The organism is Stenotrophomonas sp. PS02297 (assembly GCF_029959705.1).
In the GTDB taxonomy this organism is placed as follows: domain Bacteria; phylum Pseudomonadota; class Gammaproteobacteria; order Xanthomonadales; family Xanthomonadaceae; genus Stenotrophomonas; species Stenotrophomonas nitritireducens.
In genome coordinates, this window is the sequence record NZ_JASCOS010000033.1 from 1 (window position 1) to 25,472 (window position 25,472).

Sequence of the window (25,472 nt, forward strand, 5' to 3'; positions counted from 1 at the left end):
GCCCGTCCCGGGGACGCCCCCGCCGCTGGGGGGGGCGCCACCCACGGGGATCTGCAGACTGCCGTTCGCCGCGGTGCAATTGGCCGGCAGGTCGAGGGCAGGGGTGAAACCGAAAGCCGCCGGAATCACCGTCTGCACCGTGCCGCCCACCCACGCCATCGGGCCATTGTTCCTGTAGGTGATCGTCAGTATCTTGTCGTCGGTGTCGCCCACCGCATGCGGGCCGCCCGGGAAGCTGCCCAGGGCCTCGATGTCCGAACCGGGGGTGACGACGTAGTCGACCTTGTCGGTGTTGTTGGTGATATCGCGGTCCAGGTAGGAGTCCGAACCCACCGCGATGCTGACATTGTTGGTGAAACCGCCGGCATAGTCGGCGCCCTGCTTGCCCTTCACCGTGATGGTGCTGCTGCTGAGCGCGGCCTGCGTGATCTTTCCGTTGTAGGTACAGGTCAGCTTCTGCCCTGCCAGGCTGCAGCTCGGCGTGACGCCGGTGAACGATTGGGTGACGTTGGTGAATCCCGTCGGCAGGGTATCGGTGACGATGACGCTGCTGTCCGCCGGCACTTCCGAGCCACCATCGGCAATCTTCGGCTTCAGCACGAATTCCACGGCCTGACCGGCGATCACGGCGCCGGCCGGCAGGCTTTTTTCCTTGGTGACGGTGAGGTCGCCACTGGGCTGGATGGTGCGCGACGCCGACTGCGCCGCGCTCGCGGTGCCCTGTGCCGTCAGGTTGAAGCCACCGGTGGTGGTGCCCACCAGTTGCAGCGACAGCACGCCGCTGCTGGCGGTGGACGTGGTGCAGGTCAGGATGTTCGCAGCTCGCGTGCACTCGCTGGGCAGCGTGCCCGCCACGTCGAGCTGGGGCGGCAAGGTGACCGTGATCGTGTTGCCGCCCGCACCCACGCGGGCCCAGGTGATGTCCGCCTGGAACGGCATCTGCAAGCCGATCTTGCCGTTGTCCGGAGCGCGAACCACGGTCACGCCCACGTCCGCCCAGGCGGCTACCGCCGGCAGCAGCGCCATGACGGCGGCCATGGCCATGCGCATGCCGGGACGCACAAGGCGCCGGCACATCGGAAATCCGCTTTCATCCACGCGCGCAATGCTCGCGCGATCGGCCTGATCGTGTGATTGGTACACGGGTTTTCCCCTGCCTTGCTGCTGTTGCGCCCCACCCGCCTTCCCAGGAAGGCCGGGCCTTGCGATGTAGTCGATGCCTGCCGGTTCCGACATGCACGGAATGCCCATTCAGGACATCCGGGCGGCATTCTCGACAGGTGGCAGGGCCAAGGCAGTAGCAGCCCCTGTCGCTCCCTCACACTTGCTCACACGGCATTCCAGCAACGGTCCGCTGGGCGCTGGGACGCAGGTCAGGCCTGTTCGGGCACCAGCAGGTAACCCATCCCGCGCAATGCACGGATGGGCAGGGCGAGGTGGGTGGCACTGCGGACGCGGGAGCGCAGGCGATGCACCAGCACTTCCAGGCGATGCGGATCGAAATCCCACGGGGTGGGCGTCAGCGCGGCGATCAGCCGCTCGCGGCCTACAGGCGTACCGGGCATCGAGAACAGTTCGCGCAGCAGGGCGCGCTCGGCCGTCGACAAGGCCATCGAATGGCCGTTCGGCGACCACAGCTCCCAGCCCCCGGCGCGCAGGCTCCAGGCGTTCCCGGCATCCGGCGCATCGCGGCGTGCGGCAGCAAGGCGGGCAGCCATGCGCCGGTACAGGCTGTGCAGGGCCGCCACCAGCACCGGCAGCTCCAGCGGCTTGGCCAGATAACAGTCGGCTCCCGCGGACAGGCCCTGTGCCATGTCCGCGGCGCTGCCACGCGCGGTGACCAATACGATGCCCATGTCGCCGATGCGGCGCAGATGGCTTGTCGCGCTGAGCCCATCCTCACCGGGCAGCATGACGTCGAGCACGACGATGTCGCAGGAATCCACCGCCAGTTCGCGGTACAGGGTTTCGACGCTGCCGATGCCGCGAGCCGTCGCGCCGTGCTGCACGAGTTCGTCGATCACCAGCGTGCGCCACTCAAGGTCGTCCTCGACCACCCACACGCGCGCGCCCTGCAACCGGCGCACCGCTTCCGCCGGCGGCGCTTCCTGTCTCGTTTCCAATGCCGCTCCCCATGCACGCCGGCCACACGATGCGCGGCCTCGACGTACGCGCTCGATTCTCTGCAGCTGCCGGCGAGCCGGCAGTATCAAAAAATCTCCATCGCTCTCCGTGACTCACGGGCGACGCGCGCCAAATGCAGGAACCGGGGCCGGGGCCCGCCCTCTCCCTCGCATCCGCGCCGGTTGCCGGGCATGGCCGGGGACAAAGCGATGCTGCCCGGCTCCTATGCCTCAGGCAGCGATCTGGTCGGATACCAGCATGTAGCCCATGCCGCGCAGCGCGCGTACCGGCAGCATGGCATCGGTGGCATTGCGCACGCGGGTACGCAGGCGGTGCACCAGCACCTCCAGCCGGTGCGGGTCGAAATCCCAGGGCTGGTCGGTGACCGCGGCGATCAGCCGCTCGCGATCGACCGCCTCGCCGGGAGCGGCGAACAGCTCGCGCAGGAAACCGCGCTCGGCCACGGTCAAGGTCAGCGCCTTGCCGTTCGGTGCATGCAGGTCCCAGCCGTCCGAGCGCAGGCTCCAGGCGGCGACGGCGTCTTCCGTGGCGGCGGCGGCCGGCGTGGACTGCGACATGCGCCGGTGCAGGCTGTGCAGGGCGGCGACCAGCACCGGCAGTTCCAGCGGTTTGGGCAGGTACACGTCGGCGCCGAGCGACAGCCCATGCGCCATGTCGGCGGTGCCGCTGCGCCCGGTGACGAGCACGATGCCCATGCCATCCATCCGCCGCAGGTGGCCGGTGGCGCTCAGTCCATCCTCGCCCGGCAGGCCGACATCCAGCACGAGGATGTCGCAGCGGTCCACCGCCAGTTCGCGGTAGAGCGCCTCCACGCTGTCGATGCCGCGCACGTCGGCGCCGTGGTACTCGAGTTCATCGACCACCATCCCGCGCCATTCGGGGTCATCTTCCACGACCCATATCTTTATGCCGTCCAGCCGGCAGCCCGCCTCGGCCGCCGGCAGTTCCCGATCCATCTCCATCGATGCTTCCCCAAGACCTGTCCCGCCCTGTTCGCCTGGACATTCTAGCCAGTGGCGCCCCACGCCGCTTGGGCATGGAGGCGCCGACCGGCCAGCGCGATGCGTACCGTGACGCATTCGACCAGATCCGCGACGGCCAGCGCATCGGCTGGTTGCATCGGCAACCGTGCGGGCATGCCCGCACGGCAGGCGTCATTCCTGCGGCAGGCCCATTTCCGCCAGCAGCGCCGGCGCCGGGTAGACCTTGGCCAGCAGCCAGCGCAGGTAGCGCATGTCCACGTGCACGGCACGCTTGTAACGCGGGTCGAACCACCAGCTGGCGCTCACCGACTCCCAGTTCGAGTCGAAGTTCAGGCCGATCAGCTCGCCCCTGGCATTGAGCACCGGCGAGCCGGAATTGCCGCCGGTGGTGTCCAGGTTGGTCAGGAAGTTGACCGTCTGCGTCTTCAGCGCAGGATCGGCGGTGCTGCCGAAATCGCCCTTGGCGATGGCCGCCAGCAGCGGCTTCGGCGCGTCGAACGGCACCGTGTCGGTGTTCTTCTCGACGATGCCGGCCACCGTGGTCACCGGCGAGTAGCTGACCGCGTCGCGCGGGTGCAGCGCCTCGACCTTGCCATAGCTGATGCGCAGCGTGCTGTTCGCGTCCGGGTACACGGCACGCCCCTGCTTGGCGCGCCAGGCGAACAGCGCCTGCATGTAGGACGGGCGCAGGCGCAGCTGTTCGCCCTCACGTTCCTTGCTTTCGCGCTCGGCGCTGAGCTGCGCCATGACCAGTGCCGAAGCCACCGAAACCAGGGCATCGCCCTCGATGAACCCGCCCTTGCGCGCGGACTCGAAGCGCGACAAGCGCTGCGCCTCGTCGCCCAGGCGGGTCTGCCCGTAGATCTCGTCCAGGTGGCGGGCCAGTTCGGCCGGGGTGCGTCCGAACAGGTTGTCGTAATGCGCGTCGCGCTGCGCATCGGGCAGTTGCTGGTAGCGGGTCAACAGCGCGGTGAGGATGGCCTTCTCCACCGCCGGGTCGTAGCGGCGCTGCACCTGCCTGAGCACGCCTTCGATCAGCGCCTGGTCGCGCTGCTGGTAACCGCTCTCGCGTTCGGCGTCGGGCTTGGCCGATTCGATGCGCAGGCGCTCGAGCAGCATCGCCGAACGCAGCAGCTGGGTCTGGCTGGAAATGAGCGTCACCAGGAACTCGCTGGCGCCCACTTCGCGGTCGGCGGCCAGGGAGGCGAACAAGGCATCGATGTCGGCCTTGTACCTGCCATCGGCGGCGGCGAGCATCGCCTGCTCGTCCTGTGCACGCTGGGCCTTGGCGCCGCTGCGCAGCAGGCCTTCGAGTTCGCCGGCGGCGCGCTTGCGGTTGTTCTTCAGCGACTGCAGCTGCGAGGCGTAGCGGGTACGCGCGTCGGCATCGCCCTTGCCCTGGGCCTCGATCACGTCGATCAGCTGCTGGAACACGTCCACGCGGCGCGGCAGCACCGTGTCGATCTGGTTGGCGAACTCGGCGGCGGTGCGCAGGCGATAGGTGATGCCCGGGTAGCCGGCGAGCATCGCGTAGTCGCCCTCCTTCGGCCCGTCCAGCGACATCTTCAGGTGCGCCGGCGGGTGATAGGGCACGTTGTCCTTGCTGTAGGGCGCCGGCTTGCCGTCCTTGCCGACATAGGCGCGCAGCAGGGTGAAATCGCCGGTGTGGCGCGGCCACATGAAGTTGTCGATCTCGTCGCCGTAATTGCCGATCGCGCGCGGCGGCGCGTAGACCAGGCGGATGTCGGTCAGCTCCAGCTGGCGGATGCGGTAGAAATCGCTGCCGTAGTACATGTTGGCCACCGAGCAGCGCACGCCGCCCTCGGCCTCGCAGTCGGCGACGATGCGCTTGCGCGCGCCTTCCACGGCGTCGTAATAGGCGCGGCCGGTCTTGCCGCGCGCGTCCTTGAGCACGTCGTCGGTGACCTTGTCGAAGCCCACCGTCACCAGCACCCGGTAATCCGGATTGGCCGCGCGCTCGTCATCGCGGCCCTGCGCGATGAAACCGTCGTTGATGGTGTCGTGTTCCTTGCTCGCGTTGTACTGGATCACCCCGTAGGCGACGTGGTGGTTGGTCAGCAGCAGGCCGTCGCCGGAGACGAACGAACCGGTGCCGCCACCCACCCGCACCACCGCGCTCAGCGGCGGCGCGGTGACGTCGGCCAGCTCCTTCGGGTCACCCTTGAAACCGGCCTCCTTCAGCGTCTTCGCCAGTTCAGGCAGCTGCGTGGGCATCCACATGCCCTCGTTGGCGTTGGCGGCGGCAGCCAGGCTCATGCCCAGCGCCATGGCGGCGGCAAGCGGTGTGCGCTTCATTCGGAACTCCAGCGGATTGCAGAACAGGCGCCGACAGTAGCCGCGCCCCGGTGGGTGGGCAACCGCCAACGGTCACGATGCCGCTATCCTGCGCGGATGCGCCTCCTCCCTGTTTCCCTCGTACTGGCGTGCATGCTGCTCGGAGCCTGTTCCGGCGACGAGCGCACTGCTTCCTACCCGGTCGCCGCCCCGGCTCTGCGACTGCGGGCCGAACCGTGGCTCCTGCCAGCCGATGCGGTCGCCGCGCAGCCGGATCTGGTGGCCGCACCCGACGGCAGCATGCTGCTGTCATGGCTGTCGCCCGATGCAGGCGGGCACCAACTGCGCTATGCGCGCTTTTTCGCCGGTCATTGGCAGCCGGCGCGGCAGATCGCACGCGGCGACGACTGGTTCGTGAACTGGGCCGACACGCCGCACCTGGCCGCCAGCGCCGACGGTGCGCTGTGGGCGCAATGGCTGCGCAAATCCGGCAACCCGCATGCCTACGACGTGCAACTGGCGCGCTCGGCCGATGGCCGGCAGTGGTCGGCGCCGGTCACCGTGCACGACGACGGCACCGCCACCGAGCACGGCTTCGTCTCGCTGTGGCCGCAGGGCACCGACGGCATCGGCATCGCCTGGCTGGACGGGCGCCATACCGCCGGCGGCGCCGACCACGCCAAACACGGTGGCGGTGCGATGACCCTGCGCAGCGCGCGCTTCGACGCCCTGCTGCGCAGGCACGACGAGCAGGAACTGGACGCGATGACCTGCGACTGCTGCCAGACCGGCGCCAGCGTGGCGGGCAACGCCACGCTGCTTGTATATCGCGGCCGCGATGCGGGCGAGGTCCGCGACATCCATCTTCGCCGCCGCACCACCGGCGGCTGGCAGCCGGCGCGGCGCGTGCATGCCGACAACTGGGTCATGCCGGCCTGCCCGGTGAACGGCCCGGCGGTGGCCGCGCATGGCGACGACGCCTGGGTGGCCTGGTACACCGCACCGCAGGGCGAGCCGCTGCTGCGGGTTGCCCACAGCGGCGATGGCGGCGCCAACTTCGGCACGCCGCGTGAGGTGGACCGTGGCATCGAGGTACAGGGCCGGGTGCAGGTGGCCGCCGATGCCGGCGGCCTCTGGCTGGCGTGGCTGCGCGAGGACGGCCGTTCGCAATCGCTGTGGCTTGCCCGCTACGGCCCCACGCTGGAACACGAATTCGGCCGCCTGCAGGTGGCGACGCTGCTGGGGCGCGGGCGCGGCACCGGCTTCCCGCGCCTGCTCGCCGACCACGGGCGCGCGCGCCTGGTGTGGACCGATGTGGCCGACGGCCAACCGCTGCTGCGTGGCGCGGTCGTCTCGGCGCTGCCGGCCGAGGGTGCCCGGTAGGCCGCGACCGGGTGCGCGACGGGGCATGCCCGCTCCGCAAAAGCATGTCCACGATCCTGCTGCACCCAGCCCATGGCTGCGTGCGGCGGCCCTGCAACACGGCAGCGCGCCTGCAGGAGCGCCAGACCCGGCACGGACCACCGCTCCCGGCGGCGGTGGCAACCTTCCGCTCGCCGGATCGATTCGCCGGCGCCGTGCCCGCTACTTTTCCTTGCGCCAGTTCACCGAACCGCGGTTCTCCACGGTGCTGGATTCCACTTCGATGTCGAAACCGCGGCGCAGCAGGTATTTCAGCGTGAGCACCGAACCGCTGCCGATCAGCGATACGCCGTAGCCGACGTAGAGCTTGGGAGTGATGAACTTGCCCACGCCGAGCACCGCGCCGCCCAGCGCGCGCGACTGGCTGACGCCGGCGTCGTCCAGGCCGAGCTTGGCGCCGACCTGCGCGGCGAGCAGGCCGCTGCCGGCCGACAGCGCCGCCGAAGCGGCGTTGACCTGCTGCGCCTGGTCGCTGCTGGCCATGCTCAGGCTGCGGCCGAGCACGAGGTAGGACAGCGCCTCGGACTGCGACATCGCCGGATCCGACCACACGTCCACGCGCGGCTGCTGCGCGCGGCCGGTGACGACGATGCCGGCGGTGACCTCGCCGATGCCGCGCTGGGCGCGGATGTTGATGCGCGGGTCGGAGACGATGCCGTGATTCCACAGCAGCTGGCCCTGGGTGATGGTCAGGTCCTGGCCGTAGGCCTTGTAGCGGCCGCTGACCTCCAGCCCGCCGTTGGCGGTCATTTCGCGGCCCGGACGCGCGCGCACCTGCATCTTGCCGGTCAGCGCGCCCTTCAGGCCGAAGCCGCTCATCTTCACCTTGTCGCCGAGGCTGACCGCCAGATCCATGTCCAGCGGCGAGGAGCGCGACTCCTCCGGATCGACCGGATCGAGCACCACCACGTCTTCGGATACCGAGGTACCGCGGTCCAGGCGCTCCAGGTCGATCGCCGCCTCGGGCACGTGCACGCTGCCGCGCAATTCCATGGCGGTGCCGGCCAGGGTGAAGTCGAGATCGGGATTGGCCACCACGCGCAGTTCGCTGGTGTTGGAGACCAGCACCTTGTCGCCGCCGATGTGCAGCTGCAGCGGCTGCGCGTCGCCGAACCAGGACAGCCCGCCCTGCACCTTCAGCGCGCCTTCGCCGCCGGTCTTCACCTCCGCGGCGATGCGCGCCGAGCCGTCGGGCTGGGCGGTGAAGCTGCCCTTGCCTTCGCTCAGGGTCAGGCCGAGCGCGGGGAACTCGCCGGCGAAATCGCTCAGCTTCGCCTCGCCGCCCAGCGAGGGCTGCGCAAGCGTGCCGCGCAGGCTGACGTGGCCTTCGACCAGTCCTTTGGGCCGCACCAGGTCGGGCGAGAACAGCTCCATCCAGTACAGCCGCGACATGTTCAGGTACAGCTCGCCGTTCAATGCCGCGTTCGGCTCCCAGCCGGTGCGCACCCGGGCATCGACGAAGCCGTCGCCCTGGAAGCCGACGCCGAGGTAGCCATTGATGCCGCCCGGCTGCATGTCCACGTTGATGGAGAAGTGGTCGTAGCGCATCAGCTCGCCGCGGGCGTTGTCGCCCAGGCGGATGCCGCCTTCGGCCGAGGCGACCTTGAAACTGCCCTCCCAGGCCTTGCCGCGCGGGCGCAGCTGGCCATCCAGGGTGAGTTCGCCGCGCAGGTACATGCGCCGGCCGGCGTTCGGCGGCAGCCACGGCTGCACCAGCGCCAGCGGCAGCGCGTCGCCGCGCAGGCGCACGCCTTCGCGCGGCCACTCCGCACCGGCGCACAGCGCGCCGCCGGTTTCCGAGCCGAGGCAGGTATCGCCGAGGGTGAAGTTGCTGCCCTGCACGGCGAACGCCGCCGGTTGCCGCAGCTGCCACGGCGCGCCCTTGACCGGCGCCACCCGCAGCGTCGCCAGTTCGCCGCGCCACGCCTGCCCGGCCTGGCGCACGCTGCCGGACAGCGCCAGCGCGCCAAGGTCGTTGCGGGCGTCCGCGTCCAGATGCAGGTCCTGCAGGCTGCCGCGCGCGTCGATGCGCAGGCGGTCGAGCAGCATGCCCACCTGCACCGCGCTGGCCTGCACCTGCAGCGCGCCGTCGTCGCCGCGCCACGGCAGGCGGCCGGTGATGCCGACCTGCCCCGCCTTCCAGTCGTCCCATTGCAGGCCGTCGCCGCGCAGGTCGGCGCTGATGTCCGGCTGTGCCGGCGTGCCATGCACCTGCACGCTGCCGGCCAGGCTGCCGCTGGCGCCGGGCAGCAGGTCGGACAGGTGCAGCGGCTGCAGCTTCGCGTCCACGTCCAGGCGGTCGCCGACCTTGCCCTTGGCCTCGATATGGCTGTCGCCCAGCACCAGGCGCACGTCGCCCTCGCCCTGGGTGCCCTGCAGGGCCACCTTGGCGCGCGCATCGACGCTGCGCCCGCGCAGGCGGCCGTGCAGCTGCGGTACGTCGAGGGTGGCTTCCACGCGCAGGTCGTCGGTACCGGCGGGCGGCGGCAGCTGCTTGCCGGTGGAGGCCAGCGTGCCGGACAGGTTGCCTTCCCAGCCCGGCAGGAAATAACCCGGATCGAAGCTGGCCAAGCGGGCGTCCACGTCCCACGACAACACCGGTTCCCACGCCGCCGATCCGGTGAGATCGAGCGAACCGCCCGGCGTCGTCGCCTTGAGCTTCTCGATGCGGGCCTGCTGGTCGCTGCCGCGCACGTCGAAATCGAGGCTGGCGTCCTGCGCCTCGCGGGCGACGTCTGCCTTGCCGATCGCCGCCCAGTTCTTGAGGTTGCCGGCCACGCCCAGGCGCGCCTCCTTCAGGTGCATCGGCACCGGCGCGGTATGCGGTGCCGCCGGATCGGGTGCGGGCGTCCAGGTCAGCTGGTTGGCCACTACCGCGAAGCGGAAACCGGGATTCTGCGCGTCGCTGAAATCGGCGCTGCCCTGCAGGCGCACGCTGCCGCCGAAGGCCTCGGCCACCAAGGGCGAAACCGTCAGTACCTGGTTGTCGATGCCGATATTGGACGGCGCCAGCACCAGTTCCTGGTCGCCCTGGCGCACGCGGCCGCGCAGCTGCGCGTTGCCGCCGCGGCCGCGGGCGGTGAAATCCAGCGCCAGCGGCGCGGGCGCCTGCGCCAGGTACTGCGCAGGCACGAGCTGGCCGAGGTCCAGCTCTTCGCTGCGCGCGGATACGTTCCACACCGGGTCGGTGCGGCCGTCCAGCACCAGTCTGGCCTGCAGCGGCTGCGGCGCATGGCCGGCCAGCGCGACCTCCATGTGCGCCAGGTCGCCACGCGCGGCCAGCCCCAGGCGCGCGCGCGGCTGGCCCGGCCGCGCCGGCATCAACGCGCGCACGGTGAGGTCGGTGCGGTAATCGCGGCGCGGCAGGTAGTGGCCGTCGATGCGGAAGTCGCCCAGGTTGCTGGCGACCTTGAGCTGGGTGGCGCGGAACTCGCCGTCGGCGGCCTCGATGCCGCCGCGGAGGCGGGCGATGTCGATCGGCGGCGCGTCCTGCTGGACGATGCGCAGGCCATCGATTTCGATGGTGTCGGCCTGCAGCGCCAGCGGCAGCTCGATGGCCGGCAGCACGTCGGGCCAGCGCGGCAGTTCGAACGGCTTGTCTTCCGACGGCCCCAGTTCCAGCTGCGCGTCGCGGATCCGCAACAGGTCCAGGCGCAGCTTGCGCCCCAGCAGCGGACGGATGTCCGGGTCCAGATAGGCCTGCGCGGCGCTGAAGTGGATGTCCTCGTAGCGGAAATCCAGGTCGTGCAGCACCAGCGGCCCGGCCAGCGGACCTTCGGCCTTGCTCCAGGTGAGCGACGAGTTGGCCGGCAGCCGCGCCACCACCTGCGCCAGCAGCACGTCGCGCCCGGCCACGGTCTGCAGCAGCCAGTACAGCGCCAGCACGGCCAGCACCACGAGCGCGCCGATGCCGATGCCGCTGCGGATCGCCAGCGTGCGCATCCGCGCCCGGCGCCGCGCGCGCAGTTCGGCGATGCGCGCTTCGCGCTCCTCGGGGGTCATGTCGCCGGAGGCGGCGGGATCGGGGCGGCGGCTCACAGGTCGGCTCCGATGTTCAGGTACAGCTGGAACTGCGAATCGGGGTGGTTCAGGCCATGGGCGATGTCGATGCGCACCGGTCCCACCGGCGATTTCCAGCGCACGCCGAAGCCGACGCCGGTATGCAGGTCGATGGTGTTGTCGAAGGCGCTGCCGGTGTCCACGAACACCGCCGCGCCCCACGGGCCGCCGCCGAAGTAATGCTCGTACTCGGCCGAGCCGACCACCAGGTGCTTGGCGCCGAGCGCGTACTTGTCCGGGGCCGGCGTGCGCGGCCCGACCTCGCGCCAGGCATAGCCGCGGATCGAGCGGTCGCCACCGGCGAAATAGCGCAGGCTCGGCGGCATCGCCACCAGGTCGCTGGTCCAGGTGGTGCCGGCCTGGCCGCGCAGGATCAGGCGGTCGCTGTCGCCGAGCGGCATGTACCAGCGCAGCGTGGCATCGGCCTGGACGAAGCTGGTGTCCGAACCGGCGCCCTCGATGCCGCCGCGCAGCGTGGCATTGCCGCTGAAGCCGCGGCGCGGGAAGGCCTTGTCGTCCACGTCCACGTAGTCGGCGGTCAGCTGCGGATATACCAGCGTCGAGTACTGGTAGACCGCGTTGGTGAACTGGTCGCCGGAACTGTAGCGCCAGCGCTCGCGCAGCGCGTTGACCGAAGCGATGGCGGTCCAGTGCTCGTTGATCTCGCCGCTGCGGCTGGCGATGAGCTTGAAGTTGCGCATGTCGATGTAGCGCGTCTGCTCGTCGTAGGCGCTGACGGCGAAGGTGTACCAGCCGTCGAGCCAGCGGAACGCGGGTATCCGGTAGCTGGTGATCAGGCTCTTGCGCTTCTGTGCATAGTCCAGCTGCGTGTTGAGCTTGTGGCCGCGGCTGTTGACGTAGCGCCGTTCCACGCCGCCGCGCACACCCGGCCCGCTTTCGCTGCCGTAGCTCAGGCCGGCGGTGTAGACGGTGCGCTTGGCCAGGGTGAGGTTCACGTCCACCGGCACCTCGCCGTCGCCATAGGCATCGTCCGGGTGCGGCTGGATGTCGATGGTGCTGAAGTAGTCCAGCTTGGTCAGCGATTCGCGCAGACGGTCGAGCTTGCCTTCATGCCAGTAGCTGCCCTCTTCCCAGTACACCAGCGGGTCGAACAGCCCCTGGCGGAAATAGTCCTGGTTGAAGCTGATGCGGCCCATGTTGTAGCGGCGGCCGCTGTCCCAGCTCAGGAAGATGTCGGCCGCGTTCTCGGCGCGGGTGATCTCGACCTTGCGCTGGGTGAAGTCCGAGTCGAAGTAGCCACGCTCGGACAGGCGCCGGGTGACGACGACCTTGCTGGCCTCGTAGGTGCTGTGGTCGAACGGTTCGCCCTCGCGCGGCTCGAAATCCTCCAGGTCCTGCTGCAGGTAGCGGTCACGCGCGGCCGGGCCGGTGATGACCACCTCCGAATGGCGCACCCGCACCGGCTCGCCCTTCTCCACCTGGATCACCACCCGCACCGTATCGCCCTCGCGCGGCGCTTCCACGGTGATGGTCGGGTTGTAGTAGCCGAACGGCTCCAGCGCCTGCCGGGTCTGCCGCTCGGCCTGCGACAGCAGGTACTCCAGGCGCGATTCGCCCTGCACCTTGCCGATGGTGTCGTACAGCGACAGCGAAACCTCGATGTTCTCGATGATGGCCGCATCGTCGCCCTTGTCCAGGCCCTTGATCTGCACCTTTTCGATGGTGCCGCGGGCATGGGCGGAGAAGGCTGCCAGCAGGGCAACGGAAAGGAAGGGGCGCAGGATTCGGGCAGGCAGCATGCGGGCAGCATACCGGGCCGAACGTGACCGGCAAAATCGCGGCACCGCTGGCAAATCCGGCGTGAAACCAGCGTAAAGAGCACAAAAAGAAGGTCCGCCGGGGCGGACCTTCCAGAACGCGACCGCACCGGTCGACAACGATCAGCCGGACAGATGCTCGATGGCGGCGACGCTGCCCAGGCGGTCGCCCAGGGTGCGCAGCAGGGCGAGGCGGTTGCAGCGCAGCGCCGGGTCTTCGGCATTGACCATGACCCCGTCGAAGAACGCGTCGACCTGCGGACGCAGGCGGGCGAGGCGGCCGAGCACGCTGACGTAGTCCTTCTGCGCCAGCGCGGCGCCGGTGTCGTCGATGGCCGCGGCCACGGCTTCGGCCAGTTCGCTCTCGGCCGGTTCGCGCAGCAGGGCCGGATCGATGCTGCCCGGGATGTCGCCTTCGGCCTTGCGCAGGATGTTGCGGATGCGCTTGTTGGCGGCAGCCAGTGCTTCGGCTTCCGGCAGCTGGGCGAAGGTGCCGATGGCGTCGATGCGGCGGTCGAAGTCGTACAGCGAGGCCGGCTTCAGTTCGGCCACGGCGTTGAAGTGGGTGGCCGGTACGCCCTTGTCGGCGTAGTAGCCCTTCAGGCGGTCGATGATGAAGTCGTACAGCTCACCCGCGTCGGCCTGTACGTTGCGCCCGGCCAGACCGGCATTGGCCGCAGCCAGCAGTGCCGGCAGGTCGAGATCGAACCCCGACTCGATGATCGTGCGCGCCAGGCCCAGCGCATTGCGCCGCAGCGCGAACGGGTCCTTGTTGCCGGTCGGCTTCAGGCCCGCGGCGAAACCGCCGGCCAGCGTGTCCAGGCGCTCGGCGATCGCCAGCACCTTGCCCAGCGGCGACAGCGCGATGTCGTCGGCCGCGAAGCGCGGCTGGTAAGCCTCGTCGATGGCCAGCGCCACGGCGGGCGACTCGCCGCCGGCCACGGCGTAGTGGCGGCCGGCGATGCCCTGCAGTTCCGGGAACTCGCCCACCATGCGCGACTGCAGGTCGTTCTTGGCCAGCTCGGCGGCACGCCTGGCCTGCACCGGGTCGGCGCCCACCTGCGGCGCGATGATCTGCGCCAGCGCACTCACGCGCTGCACCTTGTCGGCGACGCTGCCCAGCCTGGCCTGGTAGGTGACGGTCTTCAGTCCGTCGCCCATCGCCGCCAGGCCCTGCTTGAGGTCCTCGTCGAAGAAGAACTTGGCATCGGAGAAACGCGGGCGGATCACCCGCTCGTAGCCCTTGGAAACCTCGGCCACGTCCTTCGATTCGATGTTGGCGATGCCGATGAACTTTTCGGTCAGCTTGCCCGCGGCATCCAGCACCGGGAAGAACTTCTGGTTGATCTCCATCGTCTCGATCAGCGCTTCCTGCGGCACCGCCAGGAATTCGCGCTCGAAACCGCACAGCACCGCCGACGGCCATTCGACCAGGTTGACCACCTGTTCCAGGTTGTCGTCGGTGATGCGCGCCACGCCGCCGGCCTGCGCGGCGGCGGCGTTGACCTCGTGCACGATGCGCTCGCGGCGCGCGTCGGCGTCGACCAGCACGTTGGCGGCCTTCAGCGATTCGACGTAGTCGGACGGGTGGCTCAGCCACACCTGCTTATCGGCCATGAAGCGGTGGCCGCGGCTGAAACGGTCGGACTTCAGGCCGAGCAGTTCGGCGTCGACCACGTCGTTGCCATGCAGCAGCACAAGCCAGTGCACCGGCCGGGCGAAGGCGTACTCATGCGCGCCCCAGCGCATCGGCTTGGGGATCGGCATCGCGGCGATGGCCTCGCGCACGATCTCCGGCAGCAGCGTGGCGGTCTTCGCGCCCGGGGTCACCGAACGCAGCACGAAGCGCTCGCCCTTGGCATCGGTGGTGCGCTCCAGCGCGGTCCAGTCGATGCCGGCCTTGGCGGCGAAACCCTGCAGCGCCTTGGTGGGTTCGCCGTTGGCGTCCAGCGCGATGTTCAGGTACGGCCCGAATACTTCCGAGTGCTGCTCGGGCTGTTCGGTTTCCACGCCCGGCAGCAACACCGCGAGGCGGCGCGGGGTGGACAGCGGCTTGGCGTCGTCGCGCTCGAAGGCGATGCCGCGTCTGGCCAGCCCGTCGATCACGCCATCGAAGAACGCCTGCGCCAGGCCCGGCAGCGCCTTGACCGGCAGCTCTTCCACGCCAAGTTCGATCAGCAGCGGCTGCATGCTCATGCCTGCACCTCCCTGGCGGCCACGGCTTCCAGGCGCTTGGCCTCGTACAGCTTGGCCACGGCCATCGCCAGCGTGCGCACGCGCAGGATGTAGCGCTGGCGCTCGGTCACCGAGATGGCGCGGCGCGCGTCGAGCAGGTTGAACGAATGCGATGCCTTGCAGACCTGTTCATAGGCCGGCAGCGGCAGGCCGGCTTCCACCAGCTTCTGCGCTTCGGCCTCGCAGGCATCGAAGCGGTGGAACATTTCGGCCACGTCGGCATGCTCGAAGTTGTAGGTGCTCTGCTCCACCTCGTTCTGGTGGTAGACGTCGCCGTAGGTGACCGGGGTGCCGTCCGGGCCGTAGGTCCAGATCAGGTCATAGACGTTGTCGCAGTTCTGCAGGTACATGCACAGCCGCTCCAGGCCGTAGGTGATCTCGCCGAGTACCGGGCGGCATTCCAGGCCGCCGGCCTGCTGGAAGTAGGTGAACTGGGTGACTTCCATGCCGTTGAGCCAGACTTCCCAGCCCAGGCCCCAGGCGCCGAGGGTCGGCGATTCCCAGTTGTCCTCGACGAAGCGCAGGTCGTGCACCAGCGGGTCGATGCCCAGCGCCTTGAGCGAATCCAGGTACAGCTGCTGGATGTTGTCCGGGCTCGGCTTCATCGCCACCTGGTACTGGTAGTAGCGCTGCAGGCGGTTGGGGTTCTCGCCGTAGCGGCCGTCGGTGGGGCGGCGCGAGGGCTGCACGTAGGCGGCGTTCCAGCTTTCCGGGCCGATCGAGCGCAGGAAGGTGGCCGGGTGGAAGGTGCCGGCGCCCACTTCCAGGTCCAGCGGCTGGATCAGCACGCAGCCCTGCTTCGCCCAGTAGTCGTTGAGGGTCTGGATCAGGCCCTGGAAAGTGATCGGAACGGTGGGAGTCGCGGACATGCTGCCTGGGCCGTACGGATGGGTGCGCTAGTATAGCGAGCGACCGCGCGGCGGCCGCGCCAGCAAGGAGTTTCAGGTGGAACAGCAGGCCGCGCAGAGCGCTCCGACCCCGCCGCAGCCGGTGGCCATCGCCCCCGGCCGACTGCAGTTTTCCAACATCGCCGCCGCCCTGCTGGGCGACGGCCTGGTGGCCGCGCACGACCAGGAACGCATCCGCTTCTCGGCGCAGGGTGCGCGCAACGCCAGCGAGGTGCACCCGCTGGTGCTGCTGGCCAACCTCAAGCTGGCCGCCGCGGCGCCGGCGTCCGGCGAGCTGGGGTTGGAGCGGCTGACCGAATGGCTGGCCGCCCGTACCGGGGTCCGCCACCTGCGCATCGACCCGACCCGGGTGGACGTGGCCAATGCCACCGCCGTGGTCTCCCACGCCTATGCGCGGCGCCACCGCATCCTGCCACTGGCGATGGACGCCGAGCGGGTGCTGGTGGCCACCAGCGAGCCGATGGCGCGCGACTGGATACCCGACCTGCAGCATCTCACCCGGCGCCGTATCGAGATCGCACTGGTCAACCCGCTGGACCTGCACCGCTATTCGATGGAGTTCTTCGGCGTCACCCGCTCGGTGCGCAATGCCCGCGGGGACGTGCGCAGCGAAGGCAACGGCAGCCTGCCCAGCTTCGAGCAGCTGGTGGAACTGGGCCGCGCCGGCGACGTCAATGCCGACGACCACCACGTGGTCAGCATCGTCGACTGGCTGCTGCAGTACGCCTACGAACAGCGCGCCAGCGACATCCACCTGGAGCCGCGCCGCGACATGGGCCGGGTGCGGTTCCGCATCGATGGCGTGCTGCACAAGGTGTTCGAGCTGCCGCCGACGGTGATGACCGCCGTGATCAGCCGCATCAAGGTGCTCGGGCGCATGGACCTGGCCGAACGCCGGCGGCCCCAGGACGGCCGCATCAAGACCCGTTCGCCGGGCGGTCGCGAGGTCGAGATGCGCCTGTCGACCATGCCCACCGCCTTCGGCGAGAAGTGCGTGATGCGCATCTTCGACCCGGACGCGGCGTTCAGGAGCATCGAGCAGCTGGGCTTCAGCCCGGAGGAGGCGGCCGGCTGGAACGAACTGGTCGCCCGCCCGCACGGCATCGTGCTGGTCACCGGCCCCACCGGCTCGGGCAAGACCACCACCCTGTACTCCACGCTCAAGCAGCTGGCCACGCCGGACGTGAACGTGTGCACGGTGGAGGACCCGATCGAGATGATCGCGCCGGAGTTCAACCAGATGCAGGTGCAGACCAACATCGACCTGGACTTCGCCAGCGGCGTGCGCACCCTGCTGCGCCAGGATCCGGACATCATCATGATCGGCGAGATCCGCGACCTGGAGACCGCGCACATGGCGGTGCAGGCCTCGCTGACCGGCCACCTGGTGCTGTCCACCCTGCATACCAACGACGCGCCCTCGGCCATCACCCGCCTGCTCGACCTGGGCATACCGCATTACCTGATCGCCTCGACCGTCAACGGCGTGCTGGCGCAGCGCCTGGTGCGCACCCTGTGCCCGCACTGCAAGCGCGCCGACGTGCTCGACGACGCCGACTGGGCGCCGCTGCGTGATGGCGATGAGGCATTACCTGATGCCATCCACGCCTGTGCGCCGGTCGGCTGCCTGGAGTGCCGGCGCACCGGCTACATGGGCCGGATCGGCCTGTATGAGCTGCTGCCATTGGGTCCGCGGCTGCGCGCACTGATCGCGCGTGACATGGACCTGGCCGGTTTCAGCCGCGCCGCGCGCGCCGGCGGAGTACGCACGCTGCGCCGCACCGGGCTTGAAAAGGTAGCGCAGGGGCTGACTACAATCGAGGAAGTCCTGTCGGTCCTGCCCCCAGCGGAATGAAGTCCTCGCCGTTCCTCATCATCGAAACCGGGCAACCGTCCCCGACCCTGCGCCGCTACGGCCGCTTCCCGCACTGGATCCGCGTCGCCGCGGGGCTGGAGGAAGCCCAGACCGTGGTGGTCGATGTCGAGCACGGCGAGCGCCTGCCCGATCGCCATGGCTTCGCCGCCACCATCGTCACCGGTTCGGCCGCCTTCGTCACCGACCGCGCCGAGTGGAGCGAGCGCAGCGCCGACTGGCTGCGCGAAGCCGCCCACGGCGGCATGCCGCTGCTGGGCATCTGCTACGGCCACCAGCTGCTGGCGCACGCGCTGGGCGGGCAGGTGGACTACAACCCGGCCGGGCGCGAATCGGGCACCATCCGCCTGGAACTGGACCCTGCCGCCGCCGGCGATCCGCTGTTCGCCGGCCTGCCCACCAGCTTCGCGGCGCAGGCCACCCACCTGCAGACGGTGCTGCGCGCCCCCGACGGCGCCACCGTGCTGGCGCGCTCGGCGCAGGACGGCTGCCATGCCTTCCGCTGGGGCGACAACGCCTGGGGCCTGCAGTTCCACCCCGAGTTCGCCACCCACCACATGCGCGGCTACGTGCGGGCGCGCGCCGACTGCATCGCCCGCCACGGCGGCTGCGCGCGCACCGTGTCGCGCCAGGTCAGCGCCGCGCCGCAGGCCCGCCAGCTGCTGCGTCGCTTCGTGCGCCACGCCCGCGCGATGTAGCGCCGGGCCCTGCCGGGCGCCCCCCGCGCCGGCCGCCTCGCGGCAGCCGGCATTGCGATGGAATGCACGGTCCCGCGGCGCGACTCGCCCGTCACCCGGGTTCCGGCGATAATCCGCCCACGCCGGCAGCCTGCCGGCGCTCCCCCTTCTCGGAACTGCAATGGGCGATATTCGCAAGGTGCCGGCCTCCGCCGGCGCGGAATGGCTGCTGGCCGGCTTCGGCCTGCTCAAGCGCGCGCCGCTGGCGCTGGGTTCGCTGGGCATCCTGTGGGGCGTAGGCACCTCGCTGGTGCTGTCGCTGTCGCTGCTGGTGCCGGCGCTGGGCACGCTGGTGCAACTCCTGCTGCTGCTGGCCGGACCGCTGTTCATGGGCGGCCTGCTGTGGGCCGTGCGCGAAGTCGACCAGGACCGCCAGGCGCGCCCGTCGCACCTGCTCGAGGGCGTGCGCGAAGGCCGCGCGCCGCACCTGCTGGTGGCGCTGCTGCCGCAGCTGGTGGCCGCGTTGCTGCTGGGCACGCTGCTGCTGGTGCTGGTCGGCACCGACGGCCTGCAGCGCCTGTCCGAAGTGATGCTGCGGATCAACGAACTGAGCCAGTCCGGCGCGCAGCCTGACCCTGGGCAGATCGAGGCGCTGGTGGCGACGCTGCCGGCCGGCCGCATCCTGCTGTGGCTGCTGCTGATGCTGGCCGCCTTCGCCGCGCTGACCCTGGCGCTGTTCGTGATGCCGCCGCAGGTGATGTTCCAGCGCATCGGCGGCTGGCACGCGCTGCGCCGCAGCCTGCGTTCGAGCCTGCGCAACCTGCCGGCGATGCTGGTGTTCTTCGTGCTGGCCTTCATCGCCATCTTCGCGATCTATTTCGCGGTGATGATCCTGGCGGTGATCGTCGGCCTGGTCGCCGGCCAGACCGTGGCCATGGCGGTGGCGCAGCTGCTGCTGATGGCGGTGCTGATGCCGGTGTTCGCCGGCGCGGTGTACGCGGCCTGGAAGCAGATGCTCGGCCCGGCCGGCGCGGTGCCGCCGCCGGTCGCCGGCGGCCACGTGCTGGAAGCCTGACCGGCTTCCAGCCGCCACGGTTCAGCGCTCGCGGGCGCGCTTGACCAGGTACATCGCCTGGTCGGCGGCATGCAGCAGCATCCCCACCTCCGCGCCATCGGCCGGATAGGTCGCCAGGCCGATGCTGGCGGCGATGGCCAGACTCACTTCGCCGTTGTCGCCGACATGGGCCATCGGCGCCTGCAGGCAGAGCCGAACGTCCTCCAGCCGGCGCCTGGCCGCGTCCACGTCCTCCAGGTCTTCCAGCACCAGCGCGAACTCGTCGCCGCCCAGCCGTGCGACCGTGTCGTTCTCGCGCAGCGAGCCGCGCAGCCGGCGCGCCAGTTCCACCAGCAGGGCATCGCCCGCGGCATGGCCCCAGGTATCGTTCACGCCCTTGAAGCCGTCCACGTCGACATAGACCAGGGCGAACATGCCCTCGTTGCGCACCGCACGATGGTGCGCGTTCTCCAGGCGGTCCATGAACAGCGCGCGGTTGGGCAGGCCGGTGAGCATGTCGTGCATGGCCAGATGGCGCATTTCCTGCTCCATCTGCCGGCGCTGCTCGACCTCGAGCTCGAGCTGGCGGTTGCGCTCGGACAGCTCGCGCAGCGCATCGCGCAGCGCGACCCGGTGCCGGTACAGCTCCAGGAACACCTGCACCTTGGACAGCAGGATGGTCGCGTCCAGCGGCTTGGCCATGTAATCCACCGCGCCGAAGCCGTAGCCCTTGAGCCGGTGCACGTCGTCGGCGTAGGTCGCGGTGACGAAGATGATCGGCGTCTGCCGCGTGCCTTCTTCCTGCGACAGGATCTCCGCCACCTCGAAGCCGTTGATGTCGGGCATGTACACGTCCAGCAGGACCAGGGCGAACTCCGAGTCCAGCGTGGCCTTGAGCGCATCGTTGCCGGACGCGGCCTCGACCACCTCGACGTCGAGTTTGGCCAGCACCCGGCGGATCACCAGCAGGTTGGCGGGGTTGTCGTCGACCGCCAGGATCTTCGGGCGCTGCAGGGCAGCCGGCTTGGTCATGGGCATAGCGTTTCCAGCAAGGGGGGAATGTCGGCCAGCGGCAGGCAATGGTCGGCGCCGGCCAGTTCGAGCGCTGCCGCGGGCATGATCGGGACCTGCGCCGTACGCGGATCTTCCACGATTACGCGGCCACCGAGCGCGCGTATCCTCCGACAGCCATGCGCGCCGTCGGAGTTGGCGCCGGTGAGCACCACCGCGAGCAGGCGTTCGCGCCAGGCCTCGGCCGCCGACTCGAACAGCACGTCGATCGAGGGACGCGAGAACGCGACGCGCGGATCGACGCTCAACGCGAAGCGACCGTCGTGTTCGACCAGCAGGTGATAGCCGGACGGCGCCACGTACACCTGCCCGGGCTGCGGCAGCTGCCGCTCCTCTGCCTCGCGCACCGGCAGGCCGCTGCGCCCGGCCAGCAGCTCGCAGAACAGCCGCATGTCCTCCGAACCGCTGTGGCAGACCAGCACCACCGGCGCCGGCAGCGGCCGCGACAGGCCGCCGAGCAGCAGGTGCAGCGCCGCCAGCCCGCCGGCCGAACACCCGACCACGACCGCCAGCGGCGACGGCTGCGCGCTCACGTCGCCGCTCCCGTGTTGCGGTACAGGCGCAGCTCGGCATCGAGCGGCGCGAAGTCGCGGGCGCTGGGCGCGAAGCGGATCGATTCGCGGTTGCCCAGGCACAGGAAGCCGCCGCGCGACAGGCTGTCGCGGAACAGGCCGAGCACCCGGTCCTGCAGCGCGTCGGAGAAATAGATCAGCACGTTGCGGCACAGGACCAACTGCGCCTCGCAGAACACCCCGTCGCAGACCAGGTTGTGGTTGGCGAAGGTCACCCGCTCCTTCAGCCGCTCGTCCAGCTTCATGAAGTCGTAGCGGGCGTGGTAGTAGTCCGACAGCGTGTGGCGGCCGCCGGCGGCCAGGTAGTTTTCCGAGTACAGGCGCGCGTCGCGGATCGGGAAGATGCCTTCCTGCGCGCGCGCCAGCGCCTCGTCGCTGAAATCGGTGGCGTAGATCTGGCAGCGCTCGTACAGGCCGGCTTCCTTGAGCAGGATCGCCAGCGAATAGACCTCCTGCCCGTGCGCGCAGCCAGCCTGCCAGATGTTGATGTGCGGGTAGGACGCCAGCACCGGGAATACTTCGTCGCGCAGCTTCCGGAACACCGCCGGGTTGCGGAACATCTCCGACACCGGCACCGACAGCCGCGCGATCACCTGCGGCACCATCGCATCGTCACGCAGCACGCGCGCGGTCAGCTCGCCGACGTGCGCCACGCCCAGCGCCTGCACCAGCTGCAGCACGCGCCGCTTCAGCGAGGACGGCGCATACCCGCTGAAATCGTAGCCGTGACGCCGCGCCATCGCCTGGACGAAGGCGTCCACCTCGATATCGTCGATGTCCTCGCGGCCGGCGCCTATTTCTGCAGCCATACGCGGATCATCGACAACAGCTTGTCCAGGTCCACCGGCTTGGTCAGGTAATCGTTGGCGCCGGCTTCCAGGCATTTGTCGCGGTCGCCGTGCATGGCCTTGGCGGTCACCGCGATGATCGGCAGCTCGGCCCACTGCGGCTGGCGGCGGATCTCGCGGGTGGTCTCGTAGCCATCCATGCCGGGCATCATGATGTCCATCAGCACCAGCTCGATGTCACCGTTCTCCTGCAGCTGCTGCAGCGCCTTGTAGCCGTCCTGGGCCAGGACCACGTTCATGCCGCGCGCGCAGCGACTTGGACAGCGCGAACAGGTTGCGCATGTCGTCGTCGACCAGCAGCAGCTTGCGCCCGCCCAGCTGGGTGTCGTCCGACGGCGTGGCGTTGGCGCCGCGCGACCCGATGCTGTGCAGGAACAGGCTGACCTCGTCGAGCAGGCGCTCGGGCGAGCGCTTGCCCTTGATCACGATGCTGTCGGTGTACTGGCGCAGCTTCAGGCTTTCCTCGCGGCTGAGCTCCTGCGCCGAATAGATCACCACCGGCGGCACCGCCACCAGGTTGACCGCCCGCTCCAGGAACTCGATGCCGGAAATGCCGCCCAGGTTCAGGTCCAGCACGATGCAGTCGTAGCTGTGGGTGGCGATGCGCTCCAGCGCTTCCTCGCCGGAAGCGACCTGGTCGATCTCGACGTTGTCGGCCTGCAGCAGGCGGGTCAGCGCCAGCCGCGAATCGTCGTCGTCGTCCACCAGCAGCAGCTTGCGCACGATCTTGCCGGCGACCTCCAGCAGGTGGTCGAACGCGGCGATCAGCGCCTTGCGGTCCACCGGCTTGGTCAGGTAACCGACCGCGCCCAGCGCCACGCCCTTGGCGGCCTCGTCGACGGCGGAAATGAAGTGCACCGGGATCGCCGCGGTCACCGGGTCGTGCTTGAGGTGCTGCATCACCGACCAGCCATCCATGCCCGGCAGCATCACGTCGAGCAGGATGCCGGTGGGGCGGTAGCGACGCGCCAGCTCCAGGCCGCTCTCGCCGTCGGCCGCGGCCAGCGCGCGGTGGCCCTTGCGCCGGATCAGGTCTACCAGGATGCGGGCGAACGCGGGATCGTCCTCGATGGTGAGGATGACCGTGTCGCCGGCGGCGATGGCGTGGCGGTCGTCGGGTATCCAGTCGATCAGCGGTGCGGCGACCGTACGCGCGGGCTGCTGCGCCGGCGGCCGTTTCGCCTGCACCGCGGCCGGCACTTCGGCGGCGGCGCCGGACGGCAACGCCAGCAGCGGCAGCACCAGCGCGAAGCTGCTGCCCTTGCCCTGCTCGCTGTCCACCACCAGGTGGCCATCAAGCAGCTGCGCCAGGCGGCGCGCGATGGCCAGGCCCAGTCCGCTGCCGCCGTAATGGCGGCTGGTGCTGGAATCGACCTGCTCGAACGCCTCGAAGATCGAATCCAGGCGCTCGGCGGGAATGCCGATGCCGGTGTCCTGCACCGCCAGCGCCACGTGGGCACGACCGGCCGGTGCGCCGATGCGGCCCAGCAGCGCGTCGTCGGCCATGGACAGGCGCAGGGTGACCTTGCCCTCGCGGGTGAACTTGAAGGCATTGCCGAGCAGGTTGTTGAGGATCTGCTGCAGCTTGGAGCGGTCGGTCACCAGCGCATCGGGCACCTGCGGATCCAGGTCGATGGCGAATTCCAGCCGGCTCTCCACCGCCATGTGGCGGAAGTGGCGCGTCACCTCGCGGGTGATCGATTCCACCTTCACTTCTTCGCGGTGGATGTCCATCTTGCCCGCCTCGATCTTGGACAGGTCGAGGACGTCGTTGATCAGGCGCAGAAGGTTGGAGCCGGAATCGTGGATCACCGCCGCCGCTTCCACCTCCTCGGCGTCGAGATGGCCGCTTTCGTTCTCGGCCAGCTCCTTGGACAGGATCAGCAGGCTGTTGAGCGGGGTGCGCAGCTCGTGCGACATGTTGGCCAGGAAATCGGTCTTGTACTGGCTGGCGCGCGCCAGTTCCTGCGCCTTGAACTCGGTGTCGCGCTGCAGCACCTGCAGCACGTCCTTCTGCTCGTTGAGCACCTCGGTCTTCTGCCGCAGCTCCTCGTTGGAGGCCTGCAGTTCCTCGGCCTGCACCCGCAGTTCCTCCTCCGAGGCGGACAGGCGCTGGGCCTGCTCCTCCAGTTCGACCGTCTTGCCCTGCAGTTCCTCGTTGGTGGCGCGCAGCTCCTCTTCCTGCGCCTGCAGCGCCACCTGGGAGCGCTGCAGCTCCTCGGCCTGGGCCTGGGTGCGCTCCAGCAGCAGCTGGGTCTCCTCGGCGCGGCGGATGTTGTCCAGGCCCAGCGCTACGGTCGGCAGCACGGCGTCGATGAAGGCTTCCTGGGTCGGGGTGAAATGCTGGAACGCGCCGAATTCGAACACGCCCAGCAGGCGTTCCTTCAGCAGCAGCGGCACCGCGACCAGGTGCCGCGGCGGCGCCTCGCCCAGCGCCGAGTGGATGCCGAAGAACTCGTCGGGCACCTGCTGCACGCCGATGCGCTTGCGCTCCAGCGCGGCCTGTCCGATCAGGCCGTCGCCCAGGCCGTAGCGCAGGCCCAGGTGCTTGCGCCGCTGGAACCCGTAGCTGCCCTGCAGGCGCAGTTCGCCGGCCTCCTCGTCCCACAGGAACAGCACGCCGATGCCGGCGCCGATGCGCGGCGCGATCTCCGACACCAGTGCCTGCGCGTAGTCGCCGGGCGTCTGCGCCGGCTGCAGCGCGGCGCCCACCTCGCCCACGCTGAGCTTGATCCAGTTGGCCTCGCGCGAGGTCAGCGAATTGCGCCGGAACACTTCCAGCGCGCGGGCGATCGCGCCGATCTCGTCGCCGCGCTCCAGGCCGTTGATGTCCACGTCGAGGTCGCCGTCGGCCAGGCGCGTCATCTTCCCGGTGAGGCGGTTGATCGGCGAGACCACCAGCCGCGAGAGCATCCACAGCGTGCCGACGATGATCAGCAGCCCGGCCACCAGCAGGAACAACGAGATGCCATGCGCGCGCGCGATCCACTGGCTCATCGCGCCGCGCTCGTCGAGCAGGGTGTTGACCTCGATGTCGTAGATCTCGGCCAGGGTCGCCGCCAGCGCGTCGCCCTGGCCGGTGCTGACCGCATGGAACTGCCGCCGGGCGGCCGCCAGGGTGTCGCCGCCTTCCTGCGAAGCCGCATCGGGCACCAGGCCGGCCTGCACCTGCGCGTCCCAGCTGACGGCCTGCACCGAGGCGCGGCGGACGCGCTCGTTCTGGATGTCGGTGCCGGCCTTCAGCGCCTCGGCCAATGCCTGGTCGCGGTGCTCGCGCTGCGCGCGCAGGGTCTGCAGGGCCTGCTCACCCTCGCCCAGCAGGTAGTCGCGGATCGCCACCTGCTGCAGGCGCACCGCCTGGATGGCTTCCTCGACGTGACGTATCACCTCGATCTGGCGGCCTTCGCGCCTGCGCGCGTCGTCGTCCTGCCCGGAGGTGCGGTAGCTGACCACGCTGGTAGCCAGGAAACACAGGAACACCAGCCCGAATGCCGCCAGCATCTTGCCCAGCAGGGGCACGTTGTTGATCCAGTTCCTGTCGCTCACTCGGCT

At 69.8% G+C, this 25,472-nt stretch carries 17 protein-coding genes; 4 read left to right on the plus strand and 13 right to left on the minus strand.

Annotated elements, in window-relative coordinates; translation table 11 throughout:
* The 4 genes from QMX80_RS08865 to QMX80_RS08880 form a co-directional block, all read right to left on the minus strand.
* Positions 1 to 1,251, minus strand: a 1,251-nt coding sequence (locus QMX80_RS08865; protein WP_282276555.1) for a hypothetical protein, incomplete at its 3' end; no start/stop codon positions are given.
* Positions 1,252 to 1,373: 122 nt separating this feature from the next.
* Positions 1,374 to 2,123, minus strand: a complete 750-nt coding sequence (locus QMX80_RS08870; protein ID WP_282276556.1) for a response regulator transcription factor — start codon at positions 2,121 to 2,123, stop codon at positions 1,374 to 1,376.
* 231 nt (positions 2,124 to 2,354) lie between these two features.
* Complete coding sequence (locus QMX80_RS08875) at positions 2,355 to 3,107, minus strand: response regulator transcription factor (RefSeq protein ID WP_273083825.1); 753 nt, start codon at positions 3,105 to 3,107, stop codon at positions 2,355 to 2,357.
* A 192-nt stretch (positions 3,108 to 3,299) separates the two neighbouring features.
* Positions 3,300 to 5,444 (minus strand): S46 family peptidase, encoded by a 2,145-nt coding sequence (locus QMX80_RS08880; protein ID WP_282276557.1) that lies wholly within the window; start codon positions 5,442 to 5,444, stop codon positions 3,300 to 3,302.
* 132 nt (positions 5,445 to 5,576) lie between these two features.
* Here QMX80_RS08880 and QMX80_RS08885 point away from each other — a divergent pair, with 132 nt between their 5' ends.
* Entirely contained in the window at positions 5,577 to 6,806 is a 1,230-nt protein-coding gene (locus QMX80_RS08885; RefSeq protein WP_282276558.1) for a hypothetical protein, read from the plus strand.
* Between the two features lie 201 nt (positions 6,807 to 7,007).
* On the opposite strand, the gene QMX80_RS08890 is transcribed toward QMX80_RS08885, so the two are convergent.
* From QMX80_RS08890 to glyQ, 4 genes are all read right to left on the minus strand, one after another.
* Positions 7,008 to 10,787, minus strand: coding sequence for a translocation/assembly module TamB domain-containing protein (locus tag QMX80_RS08890; protein ID WP_282276577.1), 3,780 nt, complete (start codon positions 10,785 to 10,787; stop codon positions 7,008 to 7,010).
* Between the two features lie 92 nt (positions 10,788 to 10,879).
* The gene (locus QMX80_RS08895) at positions 10,880 to 12,664 is read right to left on the minus strand and encodes an autotransporter assembly complex family protein (protein ID WP_273083819.1); all 1,785 of its coding nucleotides are present in this window, start codon (positions 12,662 to 12,664) and stop codon (positions 10,880 to 10,882) included.
* 141 nt (positions 12,665 to 12,805) lie between these two features.
* The gene (gene glyS / locus QMX80_RS08900) at positions 12,806 to 14,878 is read right to left on the minus strand and encodes a glycine--tRNA ligase subunit beta (RefSeq protein WP_282276559.1); all 2,073 of its coding nucleotides are present in this window, start codon (positions 14,876 to 14,878) and stop codon (positions 12,806 to 12,808) included.
* A complete protein-coding gene (glyQ, locus tag QMX80_RS08905) occupies positions 14,875 to 15,786 on the minus strand; it encodes a glycine--tRNA ligase subunit alpha (RefSeq protein ID WP_055765572.1) in 912 nt (303 codons plus the stop codon). Before glyQ ends, glyS begins: the two co-directional genes overlap by 4 nt.
* Positions 15,787 to 15,907: 121 nt before the next feature.
* Between glyQ and QMX80_RS08910 the strand changes: the two genes are divergently transcribed.
* The 3 genes from QMX80_RS08910 to QMX80_RS08920 all read left to right on the plus strand — a co-directional run bounded on the left by QMX80_RS08910 (position 15,908) and on the right by QMX80_RS08920 (position 19,450).
* Positions 15,908 to 17,680: a GspE/PulE family protein gene (locus QMX80_RS08910; RefSeq protein WP_282276578.1), complete on the plus strand. Its 1,773-nt coding sequence runs from the start codon at positions 15,908 to 15,910 to the stop codon at positions 17,678 to 17,680.
* Complete coding sequence (locus QMX80_RS08915) at positions 17,677 to 18,396, plus strand: glutamine amidotransferase (protein WP_282276560.1); 720 nt, start codon at positions 17,677 to 17,679, stop codon at positions 18,394 to 18,396. Before QMX80_RS08910 ends, QMX80_RS08915 begins: the two co-directional genes overlap by 4 nt.
* A gap of 160 nt (positions 18,397 to 18,556) precedes the next feature.
* A complete protein-coding gene (locus QMX80_RS08920) occupies positions 18,557 to 19,450 on the plus strand; it encodes a BPSS1780 family membrane protein (protein WP_345782363.1) in 894 nt (297 codons plus the stop codon).
* A gap of 21 nt (positions 19,451 to 19,471) precedes the next feature.
* On the opposite strand, the gene QMX80_RS08925 is transcribed toward QMX80_RS08920, so the two are convergent.
* Genes QMX80_RS08925 through QMX80_RS08945 form a run of 5 tightly spaced genes read right to left on the minus strand, consistent with a single transcriptional unit; the run spans position 19,472 to position 25,466 of the window.
* Positions 19,472 to 20,461, minus strand: a complete 990-nt coding sequence (locus tag QMX80_RS08925; protein WP_282276563.1) for a diguanylate cyclase — start codon at positions 20,459 to 20,461, stop codon at positions 19,472 to 19,474.
* On the minus strand, positions 20,458 to 21,033 hold the full coding sequence (locus QMX80_RS08930; RefSeq protein ID WP_282276565.1) for a chemotaxis protein CheB: 576 nt from the start codon (positions 21,031 to 21,033) through the stop codon (positions 20,458 to 20,460). The genes QMX80_RS08925 and QMX80_RS08930 overlap by 4 nt, the downstream gene beginning before the upstream one ends.
* A complete protein-coding gene (locus QMX80_RS08935) occupies positions 21,030 to 21,881 on the minus strand; it encodes a CheR family methyltransferase (protein ID WP_055765590.1) in 852 nt (283 codons plus the stop codon). The genes QMX80_RS08930 and QMX80_RS08935 overlap by 4 nt, the downstream gene beginning before the upstream one ends.
* The gene (locus QMX80_RS08940) at positions 21,866 to 22,159 is read right to left on the minus strand and encodes a response regulator (RefSeq protein ID WP_282276566.1); all 294 of its coding nucleotides are present in this window, start codon (positions 22,157 to 22,159) and stop codon (positions 21,866 to 21,868) included. The genes QMX80_RS08935 and QMX80_RS08940 overlap by 16 nt, the downstream gene beginning before the upstream one ends.
* Positions 22,098 to 25,466: a response regulator gene (locus QMX80_RS08945; RefSeq protein ID WP_282276568.1), complete on the minus strand. Its 3,369-nt coding sequence runs from the start codon at positions 25,464 to 25,466 to the stop codon at positions 22,098 to 22,100. The genes QMX80_RS08940 and QMX80_RS08945 overlap by 62 nt, the downstream gene beginning before the upstream one ends.
* Positions 25,467 to 25,472: the final 6 nt, after the last annotated feature.

Bases quoted from the DNA above. Each gene is read 5' to 3' on its own strand.
- glyS (WP_282276559.1), bottom strand. From the start codon at position 14,878: ATGAGCATGCAGCCGCTGCTGATCGAACTTGGCGTGGAAGAGCTGCCG.
- QMX80_RS08880 (WP_282276557.1), bottom strand. From the start codon at position 5,444: ATGAAGCGCACACCGCTTGCCGCCGCCATGGCGCTGGGCATGAGCCTG.
- QMX80_RS08935 (WP_055765590.1), bottom strand. From the start codon at position 21,881: ATGGCTGCAGAAATAGGCGCCGGCCGCGAGGACATCGACGATATCGAG.
- glyQ (WP_055765572.1), bottom strand. From the start codon at position 15,786: ATGTCCGCGACTCCCACCGTTCCGATCACTTTCCAGGGCCTGATCCAG.
- QMX80_RS08890 (WP_282276577.1), bottom strand. From the start codon at position 10,787: ATGCGCACGCTGGCGATCCGCAGCGGCATCGGCATCGGCGCGCTCGTG.
- QMX80_RS08885 (WP_282276558.1), top strand. From the start codon at position 5,577: ATGCTGCTCGGAGCCTGTTCCGGCGACGAGCGCACTGCTTCCTACCCG.
- QMX80_RS08895 (WP_273083819.1), bottom strand. From the start codon at position 12,664: ATGCTGCCTGCCCGAATCCTGCGCCCCTTCCTTTCCGTTGCCCTGCTG.
- QMX80_RS08940 (WP_282276566.1), bottom strand. From the start codon at position 22,159: ATGAACGTGGTCCTGGCCCAGGACGGCTACAAGGCGCTGCAGCAGCTG.
- QMX80_RS08920 (WP_345782363.1), top strand. From the start codon at position 18,557: ATGGGCGATATTCGCAAGGTGCCGGCCTCCGCCGGCGCGGAATGGCTG.
- QMX80_RS08925 (WP_282276563.1), bottom strand. From the start codon at position 20,461: ATGACCAAGCCGGCTGCCCTGCAGCGCCCGAAGATCCTGGCGGTCGAC.
- QMX80_RS08915 (WP_282276560.1), top strand. From the start codon at position 17,677: ATGAAGTCCTCGCCGTTCCTCATCATCGAAACCGGGCAACCGTCCCCG.
- QMX80_RS08875 (WP_273083825.1), bottom strand. From the start codon at position 3,107: ATGGAGATGGATCGGGAACTGCCGGCGGCCGAGGCGGGCTGCCGGCTG.